The organism is Zoogloea sp. GDB6, assembly GCF_056724105.1.
Genome location: NZ_CM161497.1, coordinates 526,460 through 538,613, shown reverse-complemented (window position 1 = coordinate 538,613; position 12,154 = coordinate 526,460). Strand labels below are relative to the sequence as shown.

Below are 12,154 nucleotides of genomic sequence, written 5' to 3'. Positions count from 1 at the left end.
GAAAGCCAATTTTCCTCATCACATCAATCACTTGATCCCCCTTTACGGCACATGGCACCCCTCTTGCGGTAGCGACTGCAAAGCCGGCGAAGCCCGTCGGCCCCATCGCCATCGAAGGGAGTCGCCGTGTCGGCACAGCAAATTCCGTTCAGAACCCCGCTTGTCGGCCCGCAACCGGCCAGCACCCAACTATTCCCGCCCTTCGAGCAGGCCGCCAGCGGCCAGCCGGCCCTCACCCAGGACGATGCACAGCGCCTGATCGAACACTGTGGCGACGGCCGGCAGGCCGCCGAAGCGATGATCAGCAGCCGTTTCGCCGCCGCCTACGAGGCGCGTATCGGCCATTTCATGCCGCGCCTGCTCAGCCTGCAGACGCCGTCGGGCCTGCCGGTCGGCGTCTGCGGCCTGCGGGAAGCCACCGCGCAACCGCTGTTCCTCGAACGCTACCTGGCCCAGCCGATCGAGCAGGCGATTGCCGCAGCCATCGGACAGACCGTGGAGCGCCACAGCATCGTCGAGGTCGGCCAACTGGCCGGACGCGGCGCCGGCACTTTCCGCACCCTGATCCTGCGCGTCACCGAACGCCTGCATGAAGAAGGCCACCGCTGGGTGGTGTTCACCGGCACCACGGCCTTGCGCAACGCCTTCGCCCGCCTCGGCCTGACACCGCGGGAACTCGCCCCGGCCGACCCGGCCTGCCTGTCCGCCGCCGAAAAGGCCGCTTGGGGCAGCTACTACCAACACGGCCCGCGGGTGATGTTCGGCGACATCCAGGAAGGCTTTGTGGCCATCGCCGCACATCAGCGCACGGGCGGCAAAGCATGAGCGGCCCCAGCGCAATCATCGCCGCCCTCACCCGCCACGCGGCAACGAAGCCCGAGGCTCCTGCGCTGGAAGGCGCACAGCACAAACTCGATTACGCCTCACTCGCCGAAGCTGTCGCGACATTGGCCGAGATCCTGCAAGCCCTGCGCCCACGCGTCGTCGGACTGCTCGCCGACAATGGCCCCGACTGGGCGGTGGCGGATCTGGCCTGCCTTGCCGCCGGCATTCCACTCGTCCCGCTGCCAACCTTCTTCACGCCGGCCCAGCACGCCCACGCAGTCAGCCAGGCGGGCATCGACCTGCTACTCAGTGACCGCCCGGAGGCCATGAGCCCGCTCGCCCGCCGGGGCGCCCCGCGCCTGTTGTACGGCAGCCTGTACATGCGCCGGCTCGACTCGGCACCGGCGAATCTCCCCACCGGCACGCTCAAGATCACCTTCACATCCGGCACCACCGGTACGCCGAAGGGCGTCTGCCTGGGGCGCGAGGCCATCGAAAGCGTGGCCGCCAGCCTGCAGCAAGCCAGCGCGGCCCGACCGGACGACCGCCACGTGGCCCTACTGCCCCTGGCGACGCTGCTGGAGAACATCGGTGGCCTGTATGTCCCGCTGCTGGCCGGCGCAACGACCCGTTTGCTCCCCGGCGAACAGGTCGGCCTGAACGGCAGCGCCGGCGTCGATCCGGCCCGCCTGCTGGCCGCCCTCGGCGCCGCCCGCGCCACCTCGACCATTCTCGTGCCGCAACTGCTATTGGCCCTCGTCGCGGCGATCCGCACCGGCGCAGCGCGCCCGTCCGCGCTGCGCTATGCCGCCGTTGGCGGAGCCCCGGTCTCGCCGCGCCTGCTGGAAGCCGCCACCGCGCTGGGCCTGCCGGTCTTCGAGGGCTACGGTCTGTCGGAATGCGCGTCGGTGGTCGCAGTCAATCGCCCCGGCGACAACCAGCCGGGCTGCGTCGGCCGCCCCCTGGCCCATGTGGCGCTGACGGTAGGCCCCGGCGGCACCATCCATGTCGGTGGCGCCGGCTTCCTTGGCTACCTGGGTGAAGCGCCGCGCCACGACGAATGGATCGATACCGGCGACGTCGGCCATCTGGACGCCGACGGCCGGCTGCACATCACCGGCCGCCGCAAGAACATGTTCATCACCGCCTTCGGCCGCAACGTGGCACCGGAATGGGTCGAGCGGGAACTGCTGCTGCAGGCGCCGATCGCCCAGGCCGCGGTGTTCGGCGAGGGCCGCAGCAGCAACGTCGCGGTGATCGTGCCGCGCGGTGCAGCCAGCCAAGCCGACATCGACGCGGCCATCGCCGCCGCCAACCGGGATCTGCCCGACTACGCCCGCGTCGGCACGTGGCTCCACGCCACGACGCCCTTCAGCCCCGACAACGGCCAGCTCACTGCCAACGGCCGCCCGCGCCGCGACGCGATCGCTGCCGCATATGCCGACGCCCTGACCGAACCCCGCACCCTCGACACCCCGAAAGAGCCCCATGGACTGCTTTGCTGAACTGGAACAGGCGACCCGCGACGAACGTGCCCGCCTGCTTTCCGCGCCGATCCTCGCCGATGCCTTCGGCGGACGCGTCGGCCGCGCCCAATACCTGGCGTTCCTGACCCAGGCCTACCACCACGTGCGCCACACCGTGCCGCTGCTGATGAGCTGCGGCGGCCGCCTGCCGGCCCGCCTGGAATGGCTGCGCGACGCCACGGCCCACTACATCGAGGAGGAGCTGGGCCACCAGGAATGGATCCTCAACGACATCGCGGCCGCCGGTGGCGACGCGGAGGCGGTCCGCCACGGCCAGCCTGCCTTCGAGACCGAGCTGATGGTCGCCTACGCCTACGACACCGTACAGCGCGGCAATCCGGTCGGCTTCTTCGGCATGGTTTACGTACTGGAGAGCACCAGCGTCGCGCTGGCCAGCCAGTTGGCCAGCACCCTCGGCCCCGCCCTCGACCTGCCCCCCCGCGCCTTCAGCTACCTGAGCAGCCACGGCAATCTGGACATCAGCCACATGGAGCACTTCCGCGCGCTGGTGAGCCGCCTCGACGACGCCGCCGACAAGGCCGCCCTGATCCACGCCGCCGGCCGCTTTTTCCGCCTGTACGGCGACCTCATCCGCAGCCTGCCCACCGGAGACGCCGCATGAAAGACAAGACCATCCTGATCACCGGCGCCAGCGGCGGCATCGGCCGCGCCCTGGCCCGCAGCTTCGCCAGTGCCGGCGCCCGCGTCGTGCTGCTCGGCCGCCAGTCCAGGCCGCTGATCGAACTCGTCGCCACCCTGCGCGCCGAAGGCCACGAAGCGCGCCTCGTCATCGCCGACCTGCTCACCACGCCGCCGACGGACGTCGCCCGCAAGGCCATCAACGCCTTCGGTAGCCTCGACGGCGTCATCAACTGCGCCGGCGTACAGCACTTCGGCTTGAGCGCCGACCAGTCGGCTGCCGCCACCGCCGAAACCTTCGCGGTGAATACCGTGGCACCGATCCAGCTGATCCAGGCCCTGCTACCCCACCTGCAGGGCCGTCCGGAAGCCCATATCGTCAATGTCGGCTCCATCTTCGGCTCCATCGCCTTCCCGTGCTTCGCCACCTACTCCGCCAGCAAGTTCGCGCTGCGCGGCTACTCGGAAGCCCTGCGACGGGAACTGGCCGGCGGACCGGTACAGGTGCACTACGTGGCCCCGCGCTATACCCGCACCGCGATCAACAGTGAAGCCGTCGCCCACATGGCCGACGCGCTGGGCATGCATCAGGACAGTCCCGAGGCCGTCGCCGAGCAGGTCCTCGCCGCCGTGCTGCACAAGGCAGCCGACACGTACCTGGGCTGGCCGGAGAAGCTCTTCGTCCGCCTCAACGCCATTCTCCCGCGCCTGGTGGACCGGGCGCTGATCCGCCAGGGGCGCCAGATGCGCCCCTTCGCCCGCCGCCATCTGGCCGAATCCAACTAGGAGCCCCCCATGAAGAAACCCCTCGCCGCCCTGCTGCTCGCCCTGCTGTCCGCCACCGCCATGGCCGATGACGGCAAGCTCGAACCTGCCGTCGCCGACATCGCCCACCGCTGGGCACGCATCAACTACCAGGCGCCCGCCAAGGAGCACGCAAAGGCCTTCAAGGAACTCGCCGAACAGGCCGACAAGCTGGTCGTCGCCGAACCGGGCAAGCCCCAGCCGCTGGTCTGGGAAGCCATCGTGCTGGCCAGCTACGCCAAGGCCAACGGCGGCCTCGGGGCGCTGTCCGCCGCCAAGCAGGCCCGCGACCTGCTGCTGGCAGCCGAGAAGATCGACCCGCAGACCCTCCACGGCTCGGTCTACACCAGCCTCGGCAGCCTGTACGGCAAAGTGCCGGGTTGGCCGATCGGCTTCGGCGACAAGGATCAGGCCCGCAAGTACCTGGAAACGGCGCTGAAGATGAACCCGAAGGGCATCGACGCCCACTACTTCTACGCCGACTACCTGGCCGACAAGGGCGACTACGCTGGCGCCGTCGAGCACCTGCAGCAAGCCCTCGCCGCCCCACCGCGCCCCGGCCGCGAAGATGCGGACGCCGGCCGCCACAAGGACGTGCAAGCCCTGCTCGACGAGATCCGCAGCAAGCACGCCGACAAGCTGGCCGCGAAATGAACACCCCGTCCGAAGCGGCTTCCGCCCCGCCCTGGCGCAGCCGCCTGGTGGATTACGCCCTCTGCGCGCTGACCGCGGCCTGCGGTGTGGCCGGCTACGACTGGCTGTACCGGGAAATCCTGGGCATGTGCTTCTGATGCCGATACGCCGTCAGCCGGCCTGCGGCCGGCGGCGCAGCAGCGGGACGGCACCCAGCAGCGCCAGCGCCGCACACAGGGCACCGGCCATGAAGGTCGCGCGGGAGCCGAAGACGTCCCACAGGCCGCCGGCAATCACGCTGGCGGCCAGCAGCGCAACGCCGCCGACCAGATTGAAGAGGCCGAAGGCCGTGCCCCGCAGTTCGGCTGGCGCCGCATCGGCTACCAGCGTCGCCAGCAGACCCTGGGTCATGCCCATGTGCAGGCCCCACAGCACCAGCCCCAACACAAAACCGGGCAAGCCATCGACCACGCCCAGCGCCAGATCGGCCAGAACCAGCACGGCCAGGCCCAGCGTCAGCAGCGTGCCCCGGTGGCAGCGGTCAGCCAGCACGCCGATCGGGTAGCAGGACAGGAAATACACCACGTTCATCACCACCAGCACGGCCGGCACATAGACCAGCGCCACACCGACCTCCTGCGCGCGCAGCACGAGAAAGGCCTCGCTGAAACGGGCCAGCGTGAACACCGCGGAGAGCGCCACGATGCCCCAGTAGAAGGCCGGTAGTCGCGCCAGTTCGGCCCGCGACAGGGGCATCCGCGGAGTGACCGCCTCAGCCGGACGCGGCGCGTCGTGCACGGCCAGCAGGATCACCACAAAAGAGGCGAAGGCCGGGATCACCGCAAACCAGAACACCAGTGGAATGTTGTCGGCGGTCAACCCCATCAGGCCGATCGCCAGCAGCGGGCCGATAAAGCCGCCAGCGGTGTCGAGGGACTGGCGCAGGCCAAAAGCCGCCCCGCGCAGCTCCGGCGGCGCCAGGTCGGCGATCAGCGCATCCCGCGGTGCCCCCCGGATACCTTTGCCAACGCGGTCTACGAAACGGGCAGCCACTACCCAGCCCAGTGTCCCGGCCAGCGGGAACACCGGCTTGGTAAAGGCCGCCAGGCCATAGCCAAGCGCTGCCAGCAGCTTGCGCCGCCCAAGCCAGTCGGACAACGCCCCCGAAAACACCTTGGTGATTGCCGCGCTCGCCTCTGCAATGCCTTCGATGAAGCCGACGGCGAGCATCGACGCCCCCATCACCGACACCAGGTAGACCGGCAACAGCGCGTGGATCATCTCGGACGAGATGTCCATCAGCATCGACACCAGCCCCAGCGCCCAGATACCGCGCGGAATCCGTCCCGCCACTGCGCCGAATGTCATCGCCGCCTTGTCGCCGCCTCCCATGCGAACCCCCTTTATCCAGTCCGACCGCCAGCACCTTGCCTCATGCCAAGTGCCGACGTCCAGCCCCATAAATCCCGCAGACGGGAAGCTCGGAAAACAACATCAGCATCGCCACCCACCCCAGGCATCCAAGCCACCACGACACCCATTTTGAGCATTCAAATTTTCCCACCTTATGCAGTGATTTCCTTCCTCCGCAAGCCTTCACCCTTTCTGTATATTCCGAACAGTTTTCAACTTGGGCCATGGCGCCACCCGTGCCCGGCCGAGCCCCACCCCGGAAGCATCCACAGTGAACAAGAATGTCTCGATGATCCTGCTGATCGTCACCTGCTTCATCCTGTTCCTGATGGGGAGTCTGGTTGCGTCGCGGGACACCATCTGGCATCAGACCGAAGATCGGGCAACGACCCTCGCCCGCATGATCGAGCAGCACGCCTCTGGCAACATCGATCGGGTCGACGACATGCTGCAGAGCATCGCGGAGCGCGTTACGGCCACCGATCTGGGCAATGCCCGGCAACTCCTGGCCAGCCGCCGGGATGAGCTGACCGCCCTGCTCGTCGCCCATCAGCATCGCACCAATGGCGTGGTCTCCATCTCCCTGACCGACGCGGCCGGCCACGTCTACGCCAACTCGGTCGGCAGCCCACCCGGCAGCACGCTCGAAGACCGGGACTATTTTCTTGAATTGAAGAACAGTGGGCGGCATCAACCCGTGGTGTCCGGCGCGATCAAGGGCCGCGTATCGAAAAAATGGGGTATCCAGATCGCCCGCCGCATCGACTTGCCGGACGGCAGCTTCGGCGGCATGGTGGTGGCCAACTTCGGACTGGCGGAAGGCTTTCTCGATTACTACTCCACCCTCGGCCTGTCACCGCGCACGCGCATCAGCGTAGTGGATGGGATCGGCCGCATCATCGTCCGCCAGCCGACGGTCGAAAACGCCGTCGGACAGGCTCGCACCACCCCGGTGGTCGTCAATGCAATTCGCAGCGGCAGTACTGACGGCCTGGAGATCGGGATCTCTCCGATCGATGGCATCGAGCGCATGAACGCTTACCGCAAGGCGGTCCGCTACCCCCTCTACGTGGTAGTTGGCATTCCCACCGACGAAGCCTTTGCCGAATGGAACCGGGGTCTGCTCCTGAGCCTGCTGGGAGGGGCGGTACTGGTCACCCTTGGCCTGTTGGTGGCCCGGGCCATGCATCACCAGAGCCAGGCCGACGCGCTGCTCGCTGAACGCACACGGCAGCTCGAGGAGAGCAATCGCCGCCTCGCCGAGCGCTCCACCGAGCTGCTTACCGCCCGTGATGCCGCCGAGCAGGCCAGCCAGGCCAAGAGTGCCTTCCTGGCCAACATGAGCCATGAGATCCGCACCCCGATGAATGCCATCATCGGCGCCAGCCATCTCCTCAAGACGGGGAACCCACGACCGGACCAGCAGGACTGGATAACGCACATTTCCACCGCCGCCACCCACCTGCTCGCCCTCATCAACGACATCCTCGACCTGTCCAAGATCGAGGCCGGCAAACTCCAGCTGGAGACGGTCAGTTTCCGGACCGCGACAATAGTCCAGCAGGCCGTCGAGATGATTGCCACCCGGGCCCGGGCCAAGGGCCTGCGCATCGGCGTGGACATCGCCGCACTACCACCAATCATGCACGGCGACGCCACCCGCATCGGTCAGATCCTGGTCAACTACCTAGGCAATGCGGTGAAGTTCACCGAGCGCGGACACATCACGCTACGCGGTTTCGTCACGGCAGAGCATCCAGACGGCTGGACAGTACGCTTCGAAGTCAGCGACACCGGCATCGGCCTGGACTCCACACAGCAGGCCCGCCTGTTCGAGGCCTTCGAACAGGCCGACCCAGGCACCACGCGCAAGTTCGGTGGCACCGGACTGGGACTTGCGATCACCCGCCACCTGGCCTGCCTGATGGGCGGTGACGTCGGCGTTGAGGGCAGTCCCGGCCACGGCTCCACCTTCTGGGTCACGCTGCGCCTGGCACGCACTGACGACTTTCTCCCTGGCGACACCACCCCCCATACGGCCGACCCGGGCATTGCCCCTCGTCTGGCCACCGAGTGCGGTGGCTGCCGCATCCTGCTGGCCGAAGACATGGAAGCCAATCAGCAGGTCGCCCTGGCCCTGCTCGCCCAGGCAGGCCTCAGTGCCGACCTCGCCCGCACCGGCAACGAAGCCGTCGCGATGGCCACCGCACAGCCCTACGACCTGATCCTGATGGACATGCAGATGCCCGAACTGGACGGCGTCGAGGCCACCCGGGCAATCCGCGCCCTACCCGGCTACGCACAGATCCCAATCCTGGCGATGACTGCCAACGCCTTTGCCGCAGACCGCCAGAACTGCCTGAATACCGGCATGAACGACCACATCTCCAAGCCGGTCAATCCCGAAGCTCTGTACGCCATGCTGCTGGCCTGGCTACCCGCCAAACCACGTATCGAGACAGACAGCGTGCAGGCGTTGGCGAATACGACGCCAAAACTTGCAGCGGCCGCCCCGCTGAGCTCCCTGGCCGATATCCCGGGGTTGGACATTCCTGCCGGCCTGCGCAACACGGGTGGCAAGCCGGCAGCCTACCGGACCTTGTTGCAGAGCTTCCGGCGCAGCCTCCCCCAAGAACGCATGCAACTGCGCCAAGCCCTCGACGAGCAGGACAATATTGCGCTTTCCCGCCGCGCCCATGCCCTCCGGGGCACAGCCGCGACTCTTGGCCTGACCGGAATTGCCGACGCCTGCCTGGCGCTCGAAGGCGCCCTTGCGCCTCCTCTTTCCGCCCCAGCCATGGCCGGCCACTGGCAATTGCTCGATGAAGCCTTGCTACGCTTCGAAACCTGCTCGCAACACTTGGCAACATAGAGATGCCAACCGCCCCGCGATGCCGTTGGCAATGATCGGCAAGAGGGCATTTTTTCGCAAATGCGTAGCGCCGAGTCGGCTAAACTTGGCGCCCCGACTGACCGTATATTCGCCGGTAATTCCCTTGTCCGCTCGTAGAACTATCGCCTTCCCGCTTCTCGATTACCATACCGGCAGTATGGCTTTTTCGATGAGAGTGGCTGTGCCGGCCTTCCTCAGTACGGCCCGCAGTCTAGGCGCAGAGGAATACCCGCCCCGGAAAAGAAAACCGTCTCCCGTCGGCCCTGTAAAGGCGCTTCGGCCGGACCCGCGCAGGCCCCAGCGGCTGCGCCCCTGGCCCTTTCGCGACAAACTCATTTCTGCATTGACTCAATGCACTACGCTATCCCGCGAGGCATCCCGTGCGTGACCTGCTGCTGGTCCTGATCCTGCTTTGGGCCCTCCCCAAAGCAGTAAAACATACCTACGTGGCGGTCAATCTGTGGTCCTGGATAAGCCTCATGAACCCGCATCGCCTGGCGTACGGTTTCGCCTTCGACATGCCATTTGCGGCCATCGCCGCCGCGGCTGCGTTGATTTCACTGGCCGTCACCAAAGACACACTCGCCATACCTAAGGAACGCCCAGTCATCTTCCTGGCCCTGTTCATCATCTGGATGTCCATCACGACAGCAGCAGCGATCTATCCTGGGGATTCAATCGTTCAACTCAAGAAGATCCTCAAAATCCAGATAATGACTGTTGTGGCACTGGCCGCCTTGCATGAACGCCGACACATCCAGCTATTCCTGTGGATCAACGTACTTTCGATCGGATTCTTCGGGCTGAAAGGGGGATTCTTTACCGCTCTCACGGGTGGTGGAGCACGTGTCTGGGGCCCGCCAGGGAGCTTTATCGAAGATAACAATGAGCTCGGCACCGCGCTCATCATGACCATCCCACTGATGAACTACCTGCGCCTGGTTTCGCCGCAGAAGTGGGTCAAGCGCGGCTTGCTCACACTGACGCTACTGTCAGCGGCAGCTGCATTGGGCACTCAATCCCGTGGAGCCCTCCTGGCAATCGCAGCGATGGGATTCGTGCTATGGCTACGCTCTGAACGTAAGGCGCTCACGGGCATTTCAATCGTCCTGGTCGGCACACTGCTGATCAGCTTCATGCCCTCCACCTGGGAGTCCCGGATGAGTACCATCCAGGACTATCAGAACGATGGGTCGGCCATGGGGCGTATCAATGCGTGGCATCTGGCCGTCAATATCGCCAACCATCGCCTCACCGGTGCTGGTTTTGAAGCGTATACGCCTGAGACTTTCGCCTGGTACGCCCCCAACCCCGTCGACATCCATGTCGCCCATAGCATCTATTTCTCGGTCCTGGCCGAGCACGGCTACATTGGCTTGTTCCTTTTCCTCGGCGTATGGATGAGCTCGCTAGGCATTGCAAGCCGCATCCGGAAGGAAACCAGGCATGATCCGGAATTGCTCTGGCTATTCCATCTGGCCGGGATGTGCCAGGTCTCCCTCATCGGATATGCGGTGGGCGGCGCCTTCTTGAGCCTGGCCTACTTCGACCTTCCGTACAACATCATGGTGATTCTCGTCACCTCATGGCGCTGGCTGAAGACTTATCGAAAAGAAGCCGAGAGCAAAGAACTGGCCGGCAGGGCTCAAGTTGCATGATCCATCGGCAATGCGCCTCCACCGATCAACGCAAGACCACCAGGGATGCCCTGAACAGGGTCACCGGGAGGCCGCCTGCGGGGCCAGCACCGAGTCCACGCAGGCGCGGCCAGGTACTGAGCGACGCGGGCAGCTCACATCGCACGAGCAAATCAAACAGCCGTCGCCACAAAAGCCACGGGCCAGCCCCACAGGGGCCGGCCCGCACATCCGCACTACCACCGGGAGACACGTCCCGTGCGCCAGAGGCGCCGCAGACATCGATCAGCGCGACTCCTTGATCAGGCGACTGCGTACGGACTGGATCGGCCGTGCGTTCATCGGGTACAGACGCGAGAAGATCGCGATCTGTTCGGCCGCGATCGGCTGGGGCTGTTTCATGACCATCCACAGCACGCCCTCACTGCACGGCGGCGTGGTCAACGATCCCATGTAAGTGTAGTAACTACGATTTTCCGGCAGGAACTGGTTCAGATCGATGCTGACCCCGTCCGGCGAATAGTCTGCGTCCTTTTCAAGCGGCAGGTTGTTCCACAAGGTCTGGATCAACGCATTCGCCTTGCCGCGCTCCAGCAACACTGCGACCACCGCCAGCCGGCCATCCAGGTCCTTGTGCACCAGATGCACGACCATGTCGAAGCCGCGCCCATTGACCCGCTCTTCCGACGGCCGGTGAAAATGGAACTGGACGAGGTCGTAGACGCGCCCCATCACCGACATCGTGTTGCCCTGGCCGAGGTTCACCTGGATGGTGTGGCCATTGTCCACGATGCGGAAGTTGGACGGATGGTAGTCGAACTGGATGGGCTCCAGATCCACCTTGATGCCTTCGCGGATATCGATCGGCGACTGCCGCTCGCCACTGCCGCAAAGTTGCCACTCGGGCTTGAGGGAGCCCCAGTTCGGTGGGCCGTTGTCACCCTCATAACTCCAGTGAATCTCGTGATGTGCCAGCGCGACGGGGCGCGGAGACTCGGCATACTGCACCGGAGCCCTCGCGACGCGCGGCCGCGGACGCGGCGCCGGGATATAGACCGGCACACGTTGCACCTCCGGTGGCGGTGCCTCGGCACGCACCGGCTTTTCGGCCGCCTCGCCCTTGGGTGCAGCAGGTTTCTCGATGAAATTCTTCTTGATCGGCAGCGTGATCTCGTCCGCACGCTCGCCCTTGCCTTCCGCGACCTGGGTCGTCACGGGTTTGTCGGTTCCCTTGGTTGGCCGATAGTCTGCCGACCGCAGTTCAGGCTTGCCGGCCTGGGCCGTCTGGGCAGCCCTGGACGCAGTCTTGGCGAGTTGGGAAATATCAGCCACTCCGCCTGCGGGCTTGCAGACGTCGCGCCACAACCGCTCGTCCACACTACCCGGCGCGACCGGCATATCCTTCTCGACCTTGACCTTCTCATCCTTGATGACCATCGCATCGGCATCCAGATAGACGCGCTTGACGGTGGCGAAGGTCTGGTTGCGGCAGTCGTAGCGATTCAACGCCTTCACCGACACATAGCCTGCCGCAACAGCCTCCGCGTCGGACAGCACGATCCGCCCCCACGCCACCTTGGTGCCGGGATCGGATTGCAGGATGCTGGCGCGGTCGAGTTCGATGGTCCGCTTCTTGTCGGACGCGACAGTCTGCCAGTCGGCCGCCAGGGCGGACGTCATGCAGGAACAAGCCAGCAGGGCTATAGCAAGGGGTCGCATGCGTTGGCGCATGGTTGCGTCTCCGGGAAATATGCGTGGCCACTGGATGGCCGATTGCTACCTAT

The 12,154-nt window shown here is 65.7% G+C and carries 10 protein-coding genes; 8 read left to right on the top strand and 2 right to left on the bottom strand.

Annotation, left to right across the window (positions count from 1 at the left end; all coding sequences use genetic code 11):
- Nucleotides 1–126 precede the first annotated feature (126 nt).
- Genes AC1PQG_RS02445 through AC1PQG_RS02420 form a run of 6 tightly spaced genes read left to right on the top strand, consistent with a single transcriptional unit; the run spans nucleotide 127 to nucleotide 4,585 of the window.
- Nucleotides 127–825 (top strand): thermostable hemolysin, encoded by a 699-nt coding sequence (locus AC1PQG_RS02445; protein ID WP_481121089.1) that lies wholly within the window; start codon nucleotides 127–129, stop codon nucleotides 823–825.
- Nucleotides 822–2,330, top strand: coding sequence for an AMP-binding protein (locus AC1PQG_RS02440; protein ID WP_481121088.1), 1,509 nt, complete (start codon nucleotides 822–824; stop codon nucleotides 2,328–2,330). The genes AC1PQG_RS02445 and AC1PQG_RS02440 overlap by 4 nt, the downstream gene beginning before the upstream one ends.
- On the top strand, nucleotides 2,314–2,973 hold the full coding sequence (locus tag AC1PQG_RS02435; RefSeq protein ID WP_481121087.1) for an iron-containing redox enzyme family protein: 660 nt from the start codon (nucleotides 2,314–2,316) through the stop codon (nucleotides 2,971–2,973). The genes AC1PQG_RS02440 and AC1PQG_RS02435 overlap by 17 nt, the downstream gene beginning before the upstream one ends.
- Nucleotides 2,970–3,776: an SDR family oxidoreductase gene (locus AC1PQG_RS02430; RefSeq protein WP_481121086.1), complete on the top strand. Its 807-nt coding sequence runs from the start codon at nucleotides 2,970–2,972 to the stop codon at nucleotides 3,774–3,776. Before AC1PQG_RS02435 ends, AC1PQG_RS02430 begins: the two co-directional genes overlap by 4 nt.
- Before the next feature lie 9 nt (nucleotides 3,777–3,785).
- A complete protein-coding gene (locus AC1PQG_RS02425) occupies nucleotides 3,786–4,448 on the top strand; it encodes a tetratricopeptide repeat protein (protein WP_481121085.1) in 663 nt (220 codons plus the stop codon).
- The gene (locus AC1PQG_RS02420; RefSeq protein WP_161493228.1) at nucleotides 4,445–4,585 is read left to right on the top strand and encodes a hypothetical protein; all 141 of its coding nucleotides are present in this window, start codon (nucleotides 4,445–4,447) and stop codon (nucleotides 4,583–4,585) included. The genes AC1PQG_RS02425 and AC1PQG_RS02420 overlap by 4 nt, the downstream gene beginning before the upstream one ends.
- A 13-nt stretch (nucleotides 4,586–4,598) precedes the next feature.
- On the opposite strand, the gene AC1PQG_RS02415 is transcribed toward AC1PQG_RS02420, so the two are convergent.
- Nucleotides 4,599–5,819, bottom strand: a complete 1,221-nt coding sequence (locus AC1PQG_RS02415; protein ID WP_481121084.1) for an MFS transporter — start codon at nucleotides 5,817–5,819, stop codon at nucleotides 4,599–4,601.
- 292 nt (nucleotides 5,820–6,111) lie between these two features.
- On the opposite strand from AC1PQG_RS02415, the gene AC1PQG_RS02410 reads away from it, so the two are divergent.
- Together AC1PQG_RS02410 and AC1PQG_RS02405 are read left to right on the top strand one after the other, a co-directional pair.
- The gene (locus tag AC1PQG_RS02410) at nucleotides 6,112–8,712 is read left to right on the top strand and encodes a response regulator (RefSeq protein WP_481121083.1); all 2,601 of its coding nucleotides are present in this window, start codon (nucleotides 6,112–6,114) and stop codon (nucleotides 8,710–8,712) included.
- Nucleotides 8,713–9,113: 401 nt separating this feature from the next.
- A complete protein-coding gene (locus tag AC1PQG_RS02405) occupies nucleotides 9,114–10,391 on the top strand; it encodes a putative O-glycosylation ligase, exosortase A system-associated (RefSeq protein ID WP_481121082.1) in 1,278 nt (425 codons plus the stop codon).
- A gap of 264 nt (nucleotides 10,392–10,655) precedes the next feature.
- Here the strand turns inward: AC1PQG_RS02405 and AC1PQG_RS02400 are convergent, their stop codons facing one another.
- Nucleotides 10,656–12,050 carry a carbonic anhydrase gene (locus tag AC1PQG_RS02400; RefSeq protein ID WP_481121081.1) on the bottom strand — a complete coding sequence of 465 codons (1,395 nt, stop codon included), beginning with the start codon at nucleotides 12,048–12,050 and terminating at the stop codon, nucleotides 10,656–10,658.
- Between the last annotated feature and the right edge of the window lie 104 nt (nucleotides 12,051–12,154).